Below are 16,640 nucleotides of genomic sequence, written 5' to 3' on the forward strand. Positions count from 1 at the left end.
ATGTAGGCGCGCGCGCAACAGGAGTCAAGGAAAAGCCCCGATCCCGATGTTTCGGTACATTGCACGGCCCGCCCCGGATGCTATGCGAAAGGCGGATGTCGACCCTCGAAATCATCGCTGCCCTGCTCGGCCTTGCCAATGTCGCGCTCGTCGTCCGGCGCAGCGTGTGGAACTATCCGTTCGGCATTGCGATGGTCAGCCTCTATGCGGTCGTGTTCTACGAGGCGCAGCTCTACAGCGACGCGCTGCTGCAGATTTTCTTCCTTGTTCTCAATGTCTACGGCTGGGTCAGCTGGCGGCGCGTGCAGCAGCGCGATACCGTTCCTGTGCGCTGGATGGGGTTTCGCGGCAACGCCGTGGTGATTGCCGTCACGGCGGTGCTCTGGTTCCTGTGGTCGAGCGTGATGCACCGTTTCACGGATGCCGCAGCGCCCTATGTCGACGGCGCCGTCGCTTGTCTCAGCGTGGCCGGACAGATCCTCATGGTGCGGCGCTTCGTCGAGAACTGGATTTACTGGATCGTGGTCAACATGCTCGCGATCGGGCTGTTCTGGTGGCGCGATCTTCCAGTCACGTCGGCGCTTTACACCGTGTTCCTGGGCCTCGCCTTCGCCGGGCTTTTCCAGTGGCGCCGCGCCGCGGCGGTGGCGGCATGAAGCGGCCCGCGAACGTCGTTCTGCACGGCCCCGAAAGCACGGGGAAGTCCACGCTCGGTGCCCGGCTCGCGGCGCACTACGACACGCGGCTGGTGCCCGAATACGGGCGGCTTTACTGCGAGGTGCGTGGCAGCGAAACCGATGCCGACGATCTCGTTTCCATCATGCACGGCCACGTCGCGCTCACGGAGGCGGCGCGGGAGCAGGCGGCGGAGCGCGGCGCGCGCCTCATCATCTCCGATACCGATCCGCTGATGACGGCGGCGTGGGCCCTGATGGGGCTTGGGCAGCGGCTTCCCGCGCTCGATGACTTCACTGATGTCGGCGATCTTTACCTGCTGATGGCGGACGATATCTCGTGGGTCGATGATGGCATCCGCCTGCACCGCACGCCGGAGGCACGCGCGCATTTCATGGCGCTGTCGCGGGCGGAACTGGAGCGCCGCGCGGTGCCGTGGGTGCTCGTTTCCGGTGATGCCGAGCAGCGGTTCGCCGCGGCGGTCGCGGCGATCGCGTCCGCCGGGATCGCATGACGGCGCTGCCCGTCCTCCACATCGATGCGCACATGCTGGTGATCGACAAGCCGGCCGGGCTTGCCGTGCATCCGGGGCCGAAGACGCCCCGCAGTCTGGAGGAACGCCTCGGCGAACTCACCTTCGGGTTTCATCGCCTGCCGCAGCCCGCGCACCGGCTCGACCGCGACACCTCGGGTTGCCTCGTGCTCGCGCGGCACCCCAAGGCCGCGAAGCGCCTTGGTCAATTGTTCGCGGACGGGCGGATCGCCAAGACCTATCTCGCGCTTCTCGAAGGTGTGCCGGAGGGCGAAGGCCGCATCGACGCGCCGCTCGCCAAGGTTTCGAGCGCGGAGGCGGGTTGGCGCATGGTTGTCGATCCGGCCGGCAAGCCTGCCGCCACACGCTGGCGCCTGCTCACCGCGCACGAAGGGCAGGCGCTTGTCGCTTTCTTCCCCGAAACCGGCCGCACGCACCAGATCCGCGTCCACGCTGCCCACGCGCTCGCGCCGATCGCGGGTGATCCGGTCTATGGCGATGGCGATGGCCCGATGCGGTTGCATTCGGCGGGCCTCGTCATTCCCTACCGCGACGAAGCACCCGTCTCCGTCAGCGCGCCGCTTCCCGAAGACTGGCCGTTCTGGGCGCGCGAGGCCGCAAATGAGAAGGGGCCGCCCTTTCGGGCGACCCCTTCCGCGTGACGAGACTGTAAGTCTTAGGCCTTGCGGCGACGACGGGCTGCCCCCAGCCCGAGGACACCGAGACCGAACAGCGCCAGCGCAGCCGGTTCCGGCACTTCGTCGATCGGCGGCAGGCCGAGACCGGCGAAGCCGTAGCCATACACGGTCTGGCGATCGCTCGCCGTCGTGTAGGAATAGGCTTCGACATCAACGTCGCCGAACGCTGCCAGCAGCGTGCGAACAGAGAACGCAGCGCCGATGTACGTGGTGAATTCAGCCGATTCACCAACTTCGAGATCGCCGAAGCCGAAGATGAAGTAGCTGCCCTTGTCACCGATCGAGTCGGAGATGTTGGTGTTGGCCTCCTGCGAACGCGTCACCATCGGGTTCGGCACGTCGAACGGGTTCGACGACGTGTGCAGGATATTTCCTTCCGGCGCGACGCCCGGAACGTAGATCGACGTGTAGTTGCTGCCGAAATAGCCCGGAGCAACGTCCCAATCGAGCGTGCGGGCATAACGCACGTCGGTTGCCGCGGCTGCGCCCGTGTTGGTGATCACCACATCGATCTTGAACAGCGTACCGCCATCCACAGCGGAATAGTTGTGAACGATGGTGAGGCCGTTGGACGTCACGACCGTGGACTTGGCGCTGCTCGCCGTCACGTCCGACATTGCCGCCGACGTGAAACCGGTCGAGCTGCCACCATAAACGTAATGGTTGCCATCGCCGTTGGCAGCCGCACCCCAGCCTTCGCAGAGGCAGCCGCGGTAAATCGCGTCGCCGCCGGTGTCGCCCGCACCAGCGAGGCGGAAGCCAACGCCGCCCGAACCGAGGCCGCCGTTGTCGAACAGGCCCATGCTGAGGTCGCCGTTGGTGATGGTGGTCGCCTGGGCGGTGCCCGCAATCGCGAGCGAGGCGCAGGCCGCCAGAATTGAGGTTGTGTAACGCATGATCTTATCCCCTCTGTGTTTGTACGCACGTCGGCGGAACGCTGCCAAACGGACACAATCGTCAAAACATGGGGAAAGCATAACGCGTGCCAAATCGGCGCGTGCGCGTACAAGTCACGGATTTGGGCCCCGTTTTTCCATTTCGAAAGCGGGGCGATCCTTTTGCGTACCTCAGCTGTGTAAAAAACGTCGACAGTGCGCGGCCCCGCGCTTGCCGAAAACCGCGCGCGCCCGTAATTGGCCTCTCCCATGACCGATCTCGCGCACATCCGTAATTTCTCGATCATCGCCCACATCGACCACGGCAAGTCGACGCTGGCCGATCGCCTTATCCAGCGGACGGGCGGGCTCACCGACCGCGAGATGTCGGAGCAGGTGCTCGACAACATGGATATCGAGCGCGAGCGCGGCATCACCATCAAGGCGCAGACCGTCCGGCTCGAATACATGGCGAAGAACGGCGAGACATACACGCTGAACCTCATGGATACGCCGGGCCATGTCGATTTCGCCTACGAAGTCTCGCGCAGTCTCGCCGCGTGCGAAGGCGCGCTGCTCGTGGTCGATGCCGCGCAGGGCGTCGAGGCGCAGACGCTCGCGAACGTCTACCAGTCGATCGAGCACGATCACGAGATCGTCCCCGTCATCAACAAGATCGATCTGCCCGCCGCCGACCCGGAGAAGGTGAAGGCGGAGATCGAGGACATCATCGGCCTCGATGCGTCGGAAGCCGTGCTCGCCAGCGCCAAGTCCGGCATCGGTATCGATGATGTGCTCGAAGCCGTGGTGAACAAGATCCCGCCGCCCAAGGGCGACCGCGACGCCCCGCTCGAAGCGATGCTGGTGGACAGCTGGTACGATCCCTACCTCGGCGTCGTCATCCTCGTGCGCGTCGTCAACGGCGTGATCCGCAAGGGGCTCAACATCAAGTTCATGGCCGGCGGCACCGAGCACCTGATCGACCGCGTCGGCTGCATGCGTCCGAAGATCGAAACGCTCGACGAGATCGCGGCGGGCGAGATCGGCTTCATCACCGCGCAGATCAAGGACATTTCCGAAACCCGCGTCGGCGACACCATCACCACCGTGAAGAATCCCGCGAAGGTGCCGCTGCCCGGCTTCAAGGAAGTGCAGCCCGTCGTGTTCTGCGGCCTGTTCCCAGTGGACGCGGCGGATTTCGAAAAGCTGCGCGACAGCATTTCGAAGCTGCGTCTCAACGACGCCTCGTTCAGCTTCGAGATGGAAACGTCCGCTGCGCTCGGCTTCGGCTTCCGCTGCGGCTTCCTCGGTCTTCTCCATCTGGAGATCATTCAGGAGCGGCTGACACGCGAGTATGATCTCGATCTCATCACCACCGCGCCCTCGGTCGTCTACCGGATGCACATGACGGATGGGACCGTGCAGGAACTCCACAATCCCGCCGATTACCCCGACGTCGTGAAGATCGATTTCGTCGAGGAGCCGTGGATCGAGGCGGTGATCTACGTGCCGGACGAATATTTGGGCTCGCTCCTGAAGCTCTGTCAGGATCGGCGCGGCATTCAGAAGAACCTCACCTATGTGGGCGGCCGCGCGCAGATCACCTACGAGCTGCCCTTGAACGAGGTGGTGTTCGATTTCTACGACCGGCTGAAGTCGATCAGCCGCGGTTACGCGAGCTTCGATTATCACCAGATCGGCTACCGCGAGGGCGACCTCGTCAAGATGTCGATCCTCGTCAACAACGAGCCAGTCGATGCGCTCAGCATGATCGTCCACCGCGTCGCCGCCGAGGCGCGCGGCCGCCATATGTGCGAGCGGCTGAAGGACCTCATCCCCCGCCACCTCTTCAAGATCCCGATCCAGGCGGCGATCGGCGGCAAGGTGATCGCGCGCGAGACGATCGCGGCGCTCCGCAAGGACGTCACCGCCAAGTGCTACGGCGGCGACATCAGCCGCAAGCGCAAGCTCCTCGACAAGCAGAAGGAAGGCAAGAAGCGGATGCGCGAGTACGGCTCGGTCAGCATCCCGCAGGAAGCCTTCATCGCCGCGCTCCGCATGGGCGACGAGGGGTAGAGGTTCAATTTAGGACGGTTGACAAGTATCTCCTCCGGGGCAGAGTATCCTTCTCTCTGGAGGTCGACCCGTGATGTGGAGAAACCGTTCGCGTCTTCTGGCGCTCGCATTCGCGGCGCTCTCGTCCTCCGTCTCCGCGATGCCGCATCAATCGCAGCAGACGCTCACCCCCCAAACCTACCGCCAGCGCTGCCTGTTCTGCCACAAGAGTGCCGCCCCCGAAGGCGTCGCTCCCGAGATCCTCATCGGCCTCAATCCCCCGCCAGGCGTAAGGCCTGCCGACGTAATGCCTAACATCAAATGCTGGCGCCGCTGCGAGAAGTGCTGGCCGCAACGGAAATAGCGTCCCGTTCCGGGACAGGGCGTTCAGCCCAGCAGCAGCGCTGACAGCACCAGCACCACCCCCGCCAGCGAGGCGAGCCACACCAACGTCCGCAGCTTCGGGACGCCCGCAGCATAGAGCGGCAGGTAAATGAGCCGCGCCCAGAAATAGAGGTGCGCGCCAAGCTCCGTCTTCCAGCCGAGCCGGTCCGCCGCGACCGCTGCCAGCAACACCGCTGCGAACAGCGGGAAGGTCTCGAAGAAGTTCGCCTGCGCCCGCGCCAGCCGTCCGGCGAGCGGCTTCAAGGGCGGCATCTCGCCGTCGCGCGCGCCCATGTTCCATTCGATGCCGTACTGCGCGGTCTTCACGTTCACGGCCCACAGGATGTGGACAAGGCCCAGCACCACGGCAGCGCCCAGCAGATAGAGTTCGATCGGCATGGTCATCTCTCCCCCTCGGAAGGGGCAGACGATCCCCTATTCCGCGCGGCTTCGCAAGCGGGGAGCAGGAACTTAGGCGGCGGCCTGATTGCGGGCGGCGTGATCGACCTCGGTCTTGATGCACTCGGCGAGCAGGAATGCGAGTTCGAGGCTCTGTCCGGCGTTGAGGCGCGGATCGCAGTGCGTGTGATAGCGGTCGGCGAGCGCCTCGTCGGTGATCGCCATCGCGCCGCCGGTGCATTCGGTGACGTTCTGGCCGGTCATCTCGGCGTGGATGCCGCCCGCGTGCGTGCCTTCGGCGCGGTGCACCGCGAAGAAGCCGCGCACCTCGGCGAGAATGCGGTCGAATGGCCGGGTCTTGTAGCCGCTGCCCGACTTGATGGTGTTGCCGTGCATCGGGTCGCACGACCAGACGACGTGGCGCCCCTCCTGCTTCACCGCGCGAACGAGCGGCGGCAGGCCGGCTTCTACCTTGTCGTGGCCGAAGCGGCTGATGATGGTTATGCGGCCGGGCACGTTTTCCGGGTTCAGCGTGTCGATCAGGCGGATGAGCGTGTCCGGCTGCAGGCTGGGGCCGGCCTTCAGGCCGAGCGGGTTGCCGACGCCGCGCAGGAACTCGATGTGCGCCGAGCCTTCGAAGCGCGTGCGGTCGCCCACCCACAGCATGTGCGCGCTGGTGTCGTACCAGCGGCCGGTCAGCGAATCCTGCCGCGTCATCGCCTGCTCGTAGCCGAGCAGCAGCGCCTCGTGGCTCGTGTAGAAGTCGGTGCCCTTCAGCTGTGGAACCGTCTCCGGGCTGATACCGCAGGCTTCCATGAAGGCGAGCGCGTCGCCGATCCGGTCCGCGACGTCCTTGTACTTCTCGGCCCACGGCGAGCGGCCCACGAAGTCGAGGTTCCACTTGTGGACCTGATGCAGGTTCGCAAAGCCGCCCTGCGCGAAGGCGCGCAGCAGGTTGAGCGTCGCGGCGGACTGCATGTACGCGCGCAGCATACGCTGCGGGTTCGGTTCGCGTGCGGCGCTCTCGAAATTGATGTCGTTGACGATATCGCCGCGATAGCTCGGCAGCGAGACACCGTTCAGCTCTTCCATGTCCGCCGAGCGGGGCTTGGCGAACTGGCCGGCGAGGCGGCCCACCTTTACCACCGGCATCCGGCTGGCGAAGGTCAGCACCACCGCCATCTGCAGGAGCACGCGGAACGTGTCGCGGATATGGTTCGGGTGGAACTCGGCGAAGCTTTCCGCGCAGTCGCCGCCCTGGAGCAGGAAAGCCTTGCCCGCAGCAACATCGGCAAGCTGGGCTTCAAGCGCGCGTGCCTCACCCGCGAAGACGAGCGGTGGATAGCTCGAAAGCTCGCTTTCCACGGCCGCAAGGGCAGCCGTGTCCGGATAAGTGGGAAGCTGCCGCGCTTCGGAATTGCGCCAGCTGGCCGGGGCCCAGGATCGCTCGGACGTCTTCATCGGGCGCCTTTTGGCGTGTCACTTGCACGAGCGCAAGCAATGCTTTTTTGGGCCACGGGGCGCTCCAAAGACGTGTTTTTTGCGACGTGGTTAATGCTCTTGTAACACTTCGTCGCAAAAAGAAGGGCTAAGGCAATGAATGCACTTGATATTAACTATTGATGCGTACATTGTTCACATGTTCCGGGGAGGCGAGGGGGAACTCCGATGCTGAAACAGTCGCCGGTTTTTGAACGCAAGGCACCAAGCAGCTACCATCACGGCAACCTTCAGGAGGCCCTTCTGAACGCCGGTCTGGAGCTTCTGGAACGGCGCGGCTGTGCAGAGCTTGCGCTCCGCGAAGTCGCTCGAGAGGTGGGGGTGAGCCCCGCAGCCGTCTATCGCCATTATGTTTCTAAAGAAGCGCTCCTTACCGCGATGGCCATCGAGGGGTTCAAACGCCTCACCGCCGTTCAGATCGAGCCGGTCTCGAACGCCGTGGTAACGCCGGTGCGTTTCGCAGAGATGGGCCGTGCCTATGTGCGCTTCGCGGTCCGCAATCCCGCGCTTTTCCGGCTGATGTTCAGCGACCAGATCGATTCCAGCCGCGATGCCGCGCTGATGTTCGCGATCGAACCGCTGACCGGCAACATCGAGGATGCCGTCGCCCGTCTCGCGGGTCCGCGCTTCTCGTCCGCGATGCGGCGCAAGGCGGCACTCCGCGCCTGGTCACTGGTGCACGGCCTGTCGATGCTGCTCATCGACGGCCAGCTGCGCATCGCGCACAGCGAGGTCGATCGCATGATCGAGGCCGTCGTCGACCCCAATCACGCGCTCGCCATTTAGACAGGCTCTAACGCATCAAGACAAGTTCTTCCGCCATCGTCGGGTGAATGGCGACGGTTTCATCGAGCTGTGCCTTGGTCAGCCCTGCCTTCACGGCAATCGCGAGCGGTTGCATGATCTCGGCCGCCTCAGGCCCGATCATGTGCGCGCCAAGGATGCGGCCCGACGCTTCATCGACGACCAGTTTGTAAAGCGACCGCTCGCTCCGGCCCGCCAGCACGTTCTTCATCGGCCGGAAGTCCGAGGCGTAGACCCGCACCGAACCATAGGCGTTGCGCGCCTGCGATTCAGTGAGGCCGACGGCGGCGATCGGCGGATGGCTGAACACGGCGGACGGGATGCAGCTATGATCGACACGCCACGGCTTACCGCCAAACACGGTGTCGGCGAACGCGTGGCCCTCGCGGATCGCGACCGGGGTCAGCTGGACACGGTCGGTCACGTCGCCCACGGCATAAATGTTCTCGACAGTGGAGCGGCTGTCCGCATCGACCTTGATCGCACCGTTTTCGGCCAGTTCGACGCCAATCGCCTCAAGACCCAGCCCGGCGCTGTTGGGCGGCCGGCCGATTGCGTAGACGAGGAGATCGGTCTCGATCGGTGTATCCTTCCCGGCATGGACGAGAAGGCTTCCGTCAGCCTGCTTCTCGACCTTGCGGAACGGTGCGTTGAAGCGGAAGTCGATGCCCTTCGCGGTGCTGATCGCCTGCAGGCGCTCGGCGAGCTGCTGGTCGTATTCGCGCAGCAGCCGGTCGCCGCGTAGCAGCAGCGTCACCTTCACGCCCAAAGCATTGAAGATGCCCGCGAATTCGTTGGCGATATAGCCGCCGCCAGCGATCACGACGCGTTTCGGCAGTGCTTCCAGATGGAACACCTCGTTGGAGGTGATGCCGTGCTCAGCGCCCTCGCAGTCGGGCAGGCCTGGGCGCGCGCCAGTAGCGATCAGGATCTTGTCGGCGGTGACGGTCTTGTCACCGATCCGCACCGTGTGCGCGTCCTCCAGCACGGCGCGGCCGAGAAGAATCTTCACCTTCTGGCTTTCGAGCGTTGAGATATAGGCCTTGTTGAGCCGATCGACCTCCGACAGCACGTTGTCGCGCAATGTTACCCAGTCGAAGCGCTTCGCTTCCACCGTCCAGCCGAAGTTGCGCGCATCTTCAAGGTCTTCGGCGAAGTGCGCGCCGTAAACGAGCAGCTTCTTCGGTACGCAGCCGCGAATCACGCACGTGCCGCCGACACGATACTCCTCGGCAATGGCCACGCGCGCGCCGTGGCCCGCGGAAATCCGCGCCGCGCGTACGCCGCCCGACCCGGCGCCGATGACGAAAAGATCGTAGTCGTGTGCGTTCATATTTGCGGTCCGGCCCTTTGTGGCAGTAGATTACGGCTGTGTAGCGTTCGGCTGACATGGCGGCCGACGCGGAGAAGGTAAGGTGAGATGACAACGGTCGCAACGGCGCCCCAGGACATATCTGCCCGGCGCAAGGTTCTACTGGTGGAAGATTCACCGCTTGTCGCCATGTCGCTCGAAACACTGTTCGAGGATATGGACTGGGACATGGAAGGCCCGGCCACCCGGCTTGCGGAGGCACTCGCACTTGCCGAAACGACGGATGCGGATATCGCGCTCCTTGATGTAAACCTCGACGGCGAGATGAGCTGGGCGGTCGCGGATGTGCTCAAGAGCCGCGGCGTGCCGTTCGTGTTCGCCACGGGATACGACGGTGCGTCGATGCTGCCGGAAACGCACGGCGATGCGCGGCTCGTAAGCAAGCCGTTCCAGATCACGGAGCTTGAAGTCCTGCTTCGCGAGATCGTCGGCGAAGCGCTTTAGCCGAGACGTTCCCGGGCGGCTTCCCAGTTACGGCCGTCGAAGGCCTCGATGGCGAAGCTCAGCGATGCATAATCATCAAGGCAGCGCGCGTTGACGCTGTACCCGTCTGGGTGCGAGCGCGGCACGTAGAAGCTCTTGATGCCGCAGGTCTTGCAGAAGAGGTGGCGGGCGATCCCTTCACCAAAACGGTACTCGCCGAGATTGTCGCTGCCCGACAGCAGACGGAATGCGTTCTGCGTGGCGATCAGATGCAGAAAACCCGTCGCCGAGCACATCGAGCAGTTGCAGTCGAGCAGCGGGATGACGCCTTCGTATACGTCCACCTCGAAACGCACCGCCTTGCAATGGCAGCCGCCTGAGAGCGTCTTCATTCGACGGTGACGGACTTGGCAAGGTTGCGCGGCTGGTCGACGTCCGTGCCTTTCGCGACTGCGACGTGGTAGGCGAGGAGCTGCACGGGCACGGCGTAGACGAGCGGCTGGATGAGGGGATGGCAGTCCGGCATCTCGATCGTCGCGATTGCGCCGTCCCCGGCCTTGGCGATGCCCGCCGCGTCCGAGATCAGCACGATGCGGCCGCCGCGCGCGGCAACCTCCTGCATGTTGCTCACGGTCTTCTCAAAGAGCGGTCCCGAGGGCGCGATGACGATGACGGGAACGCTGTCGTCGATGAGCGCAATGGGGCCATGCTTCATCTCGCCTGCCGCATAACCTTCGGCATGGATGTAGCTGATTTCCTTGAGTTTCAGTGCGCCTTCGAGCGCCATCGGATAGTCCGGGCCGCGGCCTAGGTAGAGCACGTCGCGCGCTGCCGCGACGAGGGGCGCCATCTTCTCGATCTCCTCGTCATGCGCGAGCGCGGCGTTGAGCGCGGCGGGCGCTTCGGCGAGGTGCTTCACGATCTCGCGCTCCTCCTCGGCGGTCATCTTGCCCTTGGCGCGCGCGAGGTTGGCGGCAAACGCCGCGAGCACGGCAAGCTGGCATGTGAACGCCTTCGTCGAGGCGACGCCGATCTCCGGGCCTGCATTGGTCGGCAGCAGCAGGTCTGCCTCGCGTGCCATCGAGCTGGTCGGCACGTTGACGACGACCGCGATCTTCTGGCCTTCCGCGCGGCAGTGGCGGAGCGCGGCGAGCGTATCCGCCGTCTCGCCTGATTGGCTGATGAAGAGCGCGAGCCCGCCCGGGTCCAGCACCGGTTCGCGGTAGCGGAATTCGGATGCGACATCGATGTCCACGGGCACGCGCGCGAACTTTTCGAACCAGTATTTGGCAACGAGGCCGGCGTAGTAGCTGGTGCCGCAGGCGACGATCGTCACGCGCTTCACTTCGGCGAGGTCGAACTCGGGGATGGGGAGGGCCACCTTGCCGTCGAGCGGCTTCAGGTAGGCCTGCAGTGTTTGCGCCACGACGACCGGCTGCTCGAAGATCTCCTTCTGCATGAAGTGGCGGTGGTTGCCCTTGTCGATCATCGCCCCGGAAACGCCCGAAAGCGTCACTTCACGCGTCACGGGAGTATTGTCGCGATCGAAGATCTCGATCTTCTCACGGCTGAGCACGGCCCAGTCGCCCTCTTCGAGATAGGCGATCTTCTGCGTCATCGGCGCGAGCGCGAGCGCGTCGGATCCCAGGTAGTTCTCGCCCTCCCCGATCCCGACGACGAGCGGCGCGCCAAGGCGGGCACCGACGAGCAGGTTGTCCCGGCCCTTGAACATCATCGCAAGCGCGAAGGCGCCGTGGAGGCGCGGCAGCACAGCCTGCACCGCCTCGATCGGCGTCTTGCCATGCTCAAGTTCGCGCGCGACGAGGTGGGCGACGACCTCGGTGTCGGTCTGACTGGCGAAGGTGCGGCCCTCGGCGGAGAGTTCGTCGCGCAGTTCCTTGAAGTTCTCGATGATCCCGTTGTGGACGAGCGTTACGTCGCCGACGATGTGCGGGTGCGCGTTGTCCTCCGTCGGCGCGCCGTGCGTCGCCCAGCGCGTGTGCGCGATGCCGATGTGGCCGGGCAGGGGGTCGAGCGCGAGCTTCTTCGCGAGGTTGTCGAGCTTGCCTTCGGCACGGCGGCGCTCGAAGTGGCCATCCACGATCGTGCAGACGCCCGCCGAATCATAGCCGCGATATTCGAGCCGCCGGAGGCCCGCGACCAGCTGGTCGGTGACGTCGCCTTTACCGAGAATGCCGATGATGCCGCACATTACTTCGCCGCTTTCTTTTTGGCCGTCATCGCCTCGCGGAATCGCGCGGCCCAGCCGGGTTTGCTGTCCTGAACACCGCGCGCCACTGCGAGCGCGTCGGCTTCCACATCCTTCGTCATCACCGAGCCCGCGCCGACGATGGCGCCGTCACCGATCTTCACCGGCGCGACGAGCGCGCTGTTGGAGCCGATGAAGGCACCCGCGCCGATCTCCGTCTTGTACTTGAAGAAACCGTCATAGTTGCAGGTGATCGTGCCTGCGCCGATGTTCGCCTTTGCGCCTACCGTGGCATCGCCGACGTAGGAGAGGTGGTTCGCCTTCGCGCCCTCGGCGAAGACAGCCTTCTTCGTCTCGACGAAGTTGCCGATCTTGACGCCCATCGCGAGGTCGGTGCCCGGGCGGAGGCGGGCATAGGGTCCGATTTCCGCCTTTTCGCCGATCTTCGCGCCTTCGATATGCGAAAAGGCATGGATACGCGTGCCTGCGCCCACGGAAACGCCGGGGCCGAAGACAACGCTCGGCGCGATGCTCACGTCGGCCGCGATTTTGGTGTCGAAGGCAAAGAACACGCTGCCCGGATCGGTGAGCGTGACGCCTTCCTTCATGAAATGGGCTCGGCGCTCACTTTGAAAGCGTGCCTCGGCGACCGCGAGTTCGGCGCGGCTGTTGATGCCCATCACTTCAGCCTCTGCGGTTTCGACGACGCGCGATACGCGCCCGTCCGCCTTCGCAAGCATGATGATGTCGGGCAGGTAGTATTCGCCTGCCGCATTGTCGTTGCCGACACGTTCGAGGAGGGGCCAGAGGTCGGCGGAACGAACGGCGAGAAGCCCCGAATTGCATAGGTCGATGGCACGCTCTGCAGCTGAGGCGTCCTTGAACTCCACCATCTTGCGGATCACGCCGTTGTCTGCATCGATGCGGCCGTAGGCGCCGGGATCGGCGGCGCGGAAGCCGAGAACGACGGCGGCAGGCGTATCCTTCTCATTGTTCAGCTTCGAAAGCATTAGCCGCATGGTGGCGCTCTCGATGAAGGGCACATCGCCGTAGAGCACGAGCACATCGCCGTCGAAGCCCGCGAGCGCCTCTTTTGCCTGAAGGACGGCATGGGCAGTGCCGAGCTGCGGTTCCTGCGTCACGACCACCGCGGCCGTATGCGCGACGGCCGCTTCCACCTGCTCGCGCCGCGCGCCGACCACAACGACCGTGCGCTCCGGCACGATCTCGTCGACGCTCGCCATCAAATGCAGCAGCATTGGCCGTCCCCCGATGGGGTGCAGCACCTTGTGCGTTTCGGATTTCATCCGCGTGCCCATTCCGGCGGCGAGGATGATGGCGGCGACAGGCCGGCGGCTCATAAAACTCTCACAGACTCAATCGATTCCCTGGGGCGATTCCTCGCGCCGCTGTGCCATATCGGGATTGCCATTTCCATAACGCCGGGCAAAAGGCTTGCATGAATCCGACACCTCCCTCCATCGTTTTCGACCTCGACGGCACGCTCGTCGATACTGCCCCGGACCTTGCGGCGGCGATGAACCACGTTCTGGCGCATTTCGGACGCCCGGCGGTGGATCCAGAAGCCGTGCGTCACATGGTCGGTCACGGCGCGCGCCGCACGATCGAGCGCGGTCTCGCACTCACCGGGGGCGGTGATGAGGCGATGCTGGATGTGGGCGTGCCGGTATTCCTTGAATATTATGGCGCCAATGTCTGCGTCGGCTCGCGGCCGTGGGAGGGTGTCGCGGCTTCGCTTGCTGCGCTTTCCGATGCCGGTGGCCGCCTCGCGATCTGCACCAACAAACCCGAACGGCTTGCTATCGACCTCATCAACGCGCTCGGCTGGGGCGATCTGTTCGATGCGATCCTCGGCGGCGACAGCCTGCCGGTCCGGAAACCCCACCCGGCGCACGTCCTCGAAACGCTGACGCGGATGGGCGGCGATCCGGCGCGTGCCGCGTTCGTGGGCGATTCGCGGCCCGACGTAGAAGCATCGCGGGCCGCAGGCCTTCCCGTGGTGCTCACCAGCTTCGGCTACAGCGACGTACCGCCGGACACGCTCGGCGCGGACGCGATGATCGACCATTTCGATGCGCTCGTGCCGACGCTCAAACGGGTTGCGCCCGCTCTTTTCGTCTGAACGCTTTCCGCGCGAGGTGCTCGGCCAGCATCAGCGGCGGCATCCGCAGCCAGTGCCCCCGGATGTAAAGCAGCCGGTCGCTGAGCTTCGCGCCCTGGTGGCCGAAGCAGTCGCGACCATGAAGCTTGCGGAGCGCGAGCCGATCGACGAGGTCCATGCGGCCGACGAGCGTTTCCGGCACGTCCGTTCCGTAAAGCCGCCGGGCAAGCCGCAGCGCGCGTGACAGCGGCACGCGAAGCTGGTGCCGGTCGGCGGCCTGGGTGAGCCGGTCCCAGAAGCCGGGCGTTTGCGCGAAGTCGCTCACGAGGCAGTGAATGTCCCACAGATTGCGGGTCCCACCCTCGAACTCTCCATCGTAGGCGACGTGCGCGGCGCTGTGCAGCAGCATCTCCGCGGGGCCGAGCACGAAGAGTCCGTCCGCCACAGCCACGCGGCTTTCGATGAGTGCGTCGGCATCTGGCTTCAGCCGCGCCGTAAGCGGCAGGATCGTGTGGTGCACGTCGATCACGCCGCCGCGCTCCTTGTGCACCATCGGCGGCAGCTCGTGCATCCATGTACGGTAATAATGGTCGTCGTAAGCGTTTTCCTTCGCCTGAAGCCAGCCATGCGCCAGCAGCGCGGCTTCAACGGCGGGAAGCGCGGCGCGCGGCACGAGAATGTCGAGATCACCGATTCGCCGCCCCTGCGCGGCGGGCAGCCCGGCATGGAGATATGCGGAGCCCTTCATCAGGATGACGGGACAGCCCACATTCCTGAGCGCCAGTCCGGCGCGGTCGATTTCCCACCGGGCGGCGAGATGATCGCCGCGGGTGATGTCGCGCTCTTCGGTGAGGCATGTCCATGCGCCCGCGGGAAGCGCATCCCACAGCGGCACGGCGCGCTCTGCGACCGTTCCCAGCAGCCGCTCGGCGCGACCGACGCGGATAAGCGTGTTCCAGCCGTCCGCCGACAGTGCCCGCATCGATTCGGGCTCGGAAAGCGCGCGGTGCAGGATTGCGGCCGGCGTCATGCCGTCACCTTCCGCCACAGCGTCTCGAAAAGTTCGAGCGCGTCGTCGCTCGATCCGTACATTATGTCGAAGGCGGGTGCGTGCGCGAGACAGCGCCAGACGGCCTCGAACCCGGCTTCCCCCATCAGCGCCTGATTGGTCGAGGAGGCAGCGAGGCGCACGTAGGTTTCGGTCCGTGTCATCGGCCGCCAAGCCGGCGCGGCGTTCTCGCGGAAGTGCGGAGCGACGACGAGCGCGATCTCGGCGGGCGTTTCCATTGCGTCGATCGCCGCGGCGGGCGGCAGCAGGTGCCGGATCGTGCCTTTTACCGTGCCTTCGAGCACCGGACCGAAGCGGTCGGCGGGCGCGCGGGCTTCCATTGCCGCGATCGATGCATTTTTGAGCGAGATGGGACGCGGGAAGGGGTGCAGCAGGGGCGCGTCGAGATCGAGCAGTGCGAACTCGTCGCCAAGATGACGCCAGCCCTCGCGGTACGCCAGCAAGGCCGACAGCGTGCTCTTGCCCGCGCCCGAATCGCCGATCAGCAGCGCGGCCTTGTCGCCGCTTGCCGATGAGGCTGCATGAACCACGACATGCCTTCGGTAGCCGACCGCCATCTGCAGGTTCATGCCCATTTCGAGCCCGAGCATCCCAAGTTCGACCGGCAGCGGCAACGTGTCGAACGGTTCGAAATCGCACTCGAGACGCAGGTTCGGGTTCACCCACCTTCGCAGCGGGCTCGAAGGGACGGCGCTCACGGCATAATCGTAGATGCCATCCGCCGTTTCGGCCGGATAGTCGCGGTAGAGCGCGTTCACCTCGTCGATGACGCGCCGGAAGGGCGAGCGCAGATGGAAGGACGCCGGGCCGATCCGCAGCGTCCGGGACGGCCAGCGGTCAGGCGTCATACGATGCGGTCGATAATGTCCATCGCGGCCATTTCATCGAGGCGCGCGGCGACAACACGGGCGATATCGTCACCATCGCCGTCGAGATCATGATGCTGTGCAAGCTGTTCGCAAACCTCCCCGATGCCGAGCGTCCGCTCGTGTAGCAGGTCGAGAATGGCGACGACAGCCGGGGAGACGACGTGCGTCATCCCCGAAGGCCGATGATAGACGAGCGTGAGGTCATCGACAGGGCGCACGACATAGGCTTCCCGCGCCGCGGCGCGGTAGCGCACGTCGATGCCCTCCGTCAGAGTTTGTGAACGAGCGAGGTGAGGCAGGTAAACCCGTTCTGACCCGGCTTCAGGTTCTTGATGTACTTGAGGTGGGCGTCGAACTGTTTCGTTGAATAGATACCGTCAGGCAGCCTGCCGGACTGCTGATAGTCGATCAGTTCCTGGCCGTAGTAGTAACCCTTGGGCGGGGGAGCGTAGCATTTGGTCTTGCCGCCGCCGCCATAACCGCCGCCGCCGTAACCGCCGCCGCCGCCGCCGTAACCACCGCCGCTATAGGCCACCATGCCTTCGTCATCGGCCGAGTCCATATCGTAGCCGTAGGCGTCGTAGCCCCTGCCGTCCTTGTCGCAGACCTTGTCGATCGGGATCTGGCACATGGCGAGCGATGTCGTAGCTCCGC

Annotated in this window: 19 protein-coding genes; 8 read left to right on the forward strand and 11 right to left on the reverse strand. The window is 64.9% G+C overall.

Going from position 1 to position 16,640, the window contains the following annotated elements:
* Positions 1–95 precede the first annotated feature (95 nt).
* Genes pnuC through H2052_RS01695 form a run of 3 tightly spaced genes read left to right on the forward strand, consistent with a single transcriptional unit; the run spans position 96 to position 1,869 of the window.
* A complete protein-coding gene (gene pnuC / locus H2052_RS01685) occupies positions 96–656 on the forward strand; it encodes a nicotinamide riboside transporter PnuC (protein ID WP_293777165.1) in 561 nt (186 codons plus the stop codon).
* On the forward strand, positions 653–1,189 hold the full coding sequence (locus H2052_RS01690) for an ATP-binding protein (RefSeq protein WP_293777167.1): 537 nt from the start codon (positions 653–655) through the stop codon (positions 1,187–1,189). The genes pnuC and H2052_RS01690 overlap by 4 nt, the downstream gene beginning before the upstream one ends.
* Positions 1,186–1,869, forward strand: coding sequence for an RluA family pseudouridine synthase (locus tag H2052_RS01695; protein WP_293777169.1), 684 nt, complete (start codon positions 1,186–1,188; stop codon positions 1,867–1,869). The genes H2052_RS01690 and H2052_RS01695 overlap by 4 nt, the downstream gene beginning before the upstream one ends.
* 14 nt (positions 1,870–1,883) lie before the next feature.
* Here H2052_RS01695 and H2052_RS01700 read toward each other — a convergent pair whose 3' ends face one another.
* Entirely contained in the window at positions 1,884–2,801 is a 918-nt protein-coding gene (locus tag H2052_RS01700; protein WP_293777171.1) for a PEP-CTERM sorting domain-containing protein, read from the reverse strand.
* 249 nt (positions 2,802–3,050) lie between these two features.
* Here H2052_RS01700 and lepA point away from each other — a divergent pair, with 249 nt between their 5' ends.
* Positions 3,051–4,856 (forward strand): translation elongation factor 4, encoded by a 1,806-nt coding sequence (lepA, locus tag H2052_RS01705; protein ID WP_293777173.1) that lies wholly within the window; start codon positions 3,051–3,053, stop codon positions 4,854–4,856.
* Positions 4,857–4,929: 73 nt separating this feature from the next.
* Positions 4,930–5,199 (forward strand): hypothetical protein, encoded by a 270-nt coding sequence (locus tag H2052_RS01710; protein ID WP_293777243.1) that lies wholly within the window; start codon positions 4,930–4,932, stop codon positions 5,197–5,199.
* Between the two features lie 23 nt (positions 5,200–5,222).
* On the opposite strand, the gene H2052_RS01715 is transcribed toward H2052_RS01710, so the two are convergent.
* Both H2052_RS01715 and H2052_RS01720 read right to left on the reverse strand, forming a co-directional pair.
* Positions 5,223–5,624 carry an MAPEG family protein gene (locus H2052_RS01715; protein ID WP_293777175.1) on the reverse strand — a complete coding sequence of 134 codons (402 nt, stop codon included), beginning with the start codon at positions 5,622–5,624 and terminating at the stop codon, positions 5,223–5,225.
* A 66-nt stretch (positions 5,625–5,690) separates the two neighbouring features.
* The gene (locus H2052_RS01720; protein ID WP_293777177.1) at positions 5,691–7,079 is read right to left on the reverse strand and encodes a class II 3-deoxy-7-phosphoheptulonate synthase; all 1,389 of its coding nucleotides are present in this window, start codon (positions 7,077–7,079) and stop codon (positions 5,691–5,693) included.
* Between the two features lie 207 nt (positions 7,080–7,286).
* On the opposite strand from H2052_RS01720, the gene H2052_RS01725 reads away from it, so the two are divergent.
* Complete coding sequence (locus tag H2052_RS01725) at positions 7,287–7,904, forward strand: TetR/AcrR family transcriptional regulator (protein WP_293777180.1); 618 nt, start codon at positions 7,287–7,289, stop codon at positions 7,902–7,904.
* A 7-nt stretch (positions 7,905–7,911) separates the two neighbouring features.
* Here H2052_RS01725 and gor read toward each other — a convergent pair whose 3' ends face one another.
* Positions 7,912–9,255 carry a glutathione-disulfide reductase gene (gene gor, locus H2052_RS01730; protein ID WP_293777182.1) on the reverse strand — a complete coding sequence of 448 codons (1,344 nt, stop codon included), beginning with the start codon at positions 9,253–9,255 and terminating at the stop codon, positions 7,912–7,914.
* Positions 9,256–9,342: 87 nt separating this feature from the next.
* Here gor and H2052_RS01735 point away from each other — a divergent pair, with 87 nt between their 5' ends.
* Positions 9,343–9,738: a response regulator gene (locus H2052_RS01735; protein WP_293777184.1), complete on the forward strand. Its 396-nt coding sequence runs from the start codon at positions 9,343–9,345 to the stop codon at positions 9,736–9,738.
* On the opposite strand, the gene H2052_RS01740 is transcribed toward H2052_RS01735, so the two are convergent.
* The 3 genes from H2052_RS01740 to glmU are packed head-to-tail and all read right to left on the reverse strand — an operon-like array spanning position 9,735 to position 13,287.
* Entirely contained in the window at positions 9,735–10,109 is a 375-nt protein-coding gene (locus H2052_RS01740; protein ID WP_293777186.1) for a GFA family protein, read from the reverse strand. The genes H2052_RS01735 and H2052_RS01740 overlap by 4 nt on opposite strands.
* Positions 10,106–11,929 carry a glutamine--fructose-6-phosphate transaminase (isomerizing) gene (glmS, locus tag H2052_RS01745; protein WP_293777188.1) on the reverse strand — a complete coding sequence of 608 codons (1,824 nt, stop codon included), beginning with the start codon at positions 11,927–11,929 and terminating at the stop codon, positions 10,106–10,108. The genes H2052_RS01740 and glmS overlap by 4 nt, the downstream gene beginning before the upstream one ends.
* Positions 11,929–13,287 (reverse strand): bifunctional UDP-N-acetylglucosamine diphosphorylase/glucosamine-1-phosphate N-acetyltransferase GlmU, encoded by a 1,359-nt coding sequence (gene glmU / locus H2052_RS01750; RefSeq protein WP_293777190.1) that lies wholly within the window; start codon positions 13,285–13,287, stop codon positions 11,929–11,931. The genes glmS and glmU overlap by 1 nt, the downstream gene beginning before the upstream one ends.
* Positions 13,288–13,385: 98 nt before the next feature.
* Here glmU and gph point away from each other — a divergent pair, with 98 nt between their 5' ends.
* On the forward strand, positions 13,386–14,069 hold the full coding sequence (gene gph / locus H2052_RS01755; RefSeq protein ID WP_293777192.1) for a phosphoglycolate phosphatase: 684 nt from the start codon (positions 13,386–13,388) through the stop codon (positions 14,067–14,069).
* Here gph and H2052_RS01760 read toward each other — a convergent pair.
* The 4 genes from H2052_RS01760 to H2052_RS01775 all read right to left on the reverse strand — a co-directional run.
* Positions 14,038–15,078 (reverse strand): nucleotidyltransferase family protein, encoded by a 1,041-nt coding sequence (locus H2052_RS01760; RefSeq protein ID WP_293777194.1) that lies wholly within the window; start codon positions 15,076–15,078, stop codon positions 14,038–14,040. The genes gph and H2052_RS01760 overlap by 32 nt on opposite strands.
* A complete protein-coding gene (locus H2052_RS01765) occupies positions 15,075–15,965 on the reverse strand; it encodes an HprK-related kinase A (protein ID WP_293777197.1) in 891 nt (296 codons plus the stop codon). The genes H2052_RS01760 and H2052_RS01765 overlap by 4 nt, the downstream gene beginning before the upstream one ends.
* Positions 15,962–16,240: an HPr-rel-A system PqqD family peptide chaperone gene (locus tag H2052_RS01770; protein WP_293777199.1), complete on the reverse strand. Its 279-nt coding sequence runs from the start codon at positions 16,238–16,240 to the stop codon at positions 15,962–15,964. Before H2052_RS01770 ends, H2052_RS01765 begins: the two co-directional genes overlap by 4 nt.
* 14 nt (positions 16,241–16,254) lie before the next feature.
* Positions 16,255–16,640 (reverse strand): hypothetical protein (locus H2052_RS01775; RefSeq protein WP_293777201.1); only part of this gene is annotated, 386 nt, incomplete at its 5' end.

The sequence above is a fragment of the Sphingosinicella sp. genome (genome assembly GCF_013911755.1).
In the GTDB taxonomy this organism is placed as follows: domain Bacteria; phylum Pseudomonadota; class Alphaproteobacteria; order Sphingomonadales; family Sphingomonadaceae; genus Sphingosinicella.

Coding starts and splice junctions, on each gene's coding strand:
- glmU (WP_293777190.1), bottom strand. CDS start 13,287: ATGAGCCGCCGGCCTGTCGCCGCCATCATCCTCGCCGCCGGAATGGGC.
- H2052_RS01760 (WP_293777194.1), bottom strand. CDS start 15,078: ATGACGCCGGCCGCAATCCTGCACCGCGCGCTTTCCGAGCCCGAATCG.
- H2052_RS01695 (WP_293777169.1), top strand. CDS start 1,186: ATGACGGCGCTGCCCGTCCTCCACATCGATGCGCACATGCTGGTGATC.
- gph (WP_293777192.1), top strand. CDS start 13,386: ATGAATCCGACACCTCCCTCCATCGTTTTCGACCTCGACGGCACGCTC.
- lepA (WP_293777173.1), top strand. CDS start 3,051: ATGACCGATCTCGCGCACATCCGTAATTTCTCGATCATCGCCCACATC.
- pnuC (WP_293777165.1), top strand. CDS start 96: ATGTCGACCCTCGAAATCATCGCTGCCCTGCTCGGCCTTGCCAATGTC.
- H2052_RS01735 (WP_293777184.1), top strand. CDS start 9,343: ATGACAACGGTCGCAACGGCGCCCCAGGACATATCTGCCCGGCGCAAG.
- glmS (WP_293777188.1), bottom strand. CDS start 11,929: ATGTGCGGCATCATCGGCATTCTCGGTAAAGGCGACGTCACCGACCAG.
- H2052_RS01740 (WP_293777186.1), bottom strand. CDS start 10,109: ATGAAGACGCTCTCAGGCGGCTGCCATTGCAAGGCGGTGCGTTTCGAG.
- H2052_RS01765 (WP_293777197.1), bottom strand. CDS start 15,965: ATGACGCCTGACCGCTGGCCGTCCCGGACGCTGCGGATCGGCCCGGCG.
- H2052_RS01720 (WP_293777177.1), bottom strand. CDS start 7,079: ATGAAGACGTCCGAGCGATCCTGGGCCCCGGCCAGCTGGCGCAATTCC.
- H2052_RS01700 (WP_293777171.1), bottom strand. CDS start 2,801: ATGCGTTACACAACCTCAATTCTGGCGGCCTGCGCCTCGCTCGCGATT.
- H2052_RS01690 (WP_293777167.1), top strand. CDS start 653: ATGAAGCGGCCCGCGAACGTCGTTCTGCACGGCCCCGAAAGCACGGGG.
- gor (WP_293777182.1), bottom strand. CDS start 9,255: ATGAACGCACACGACTACGATCTTTTCGTCATCGGCGCCGGGTCGGGC.
- H2052_RS01710 (WP_293777243.1), top strand. CDS start 4,930: ATGTGGAGAAACCGTTCGCGTCTTCTGGCGCTCGCATTCGCGGCGCTC.
- H2052_RS01715 (WP_293777175.1), bottom strand. CDS start 5,624: ATGACCATGCCGATCGAACTCTATCTGCTGGGCGCTGCCGTGGTGCTG.
- H2052_RS01725 (WP_293777180.1), top strand. CDS start 7,287: ATGCTGAAACAGTCGCCGGTTTTTGAACGCAAGGCACCAAGCAGCTAC.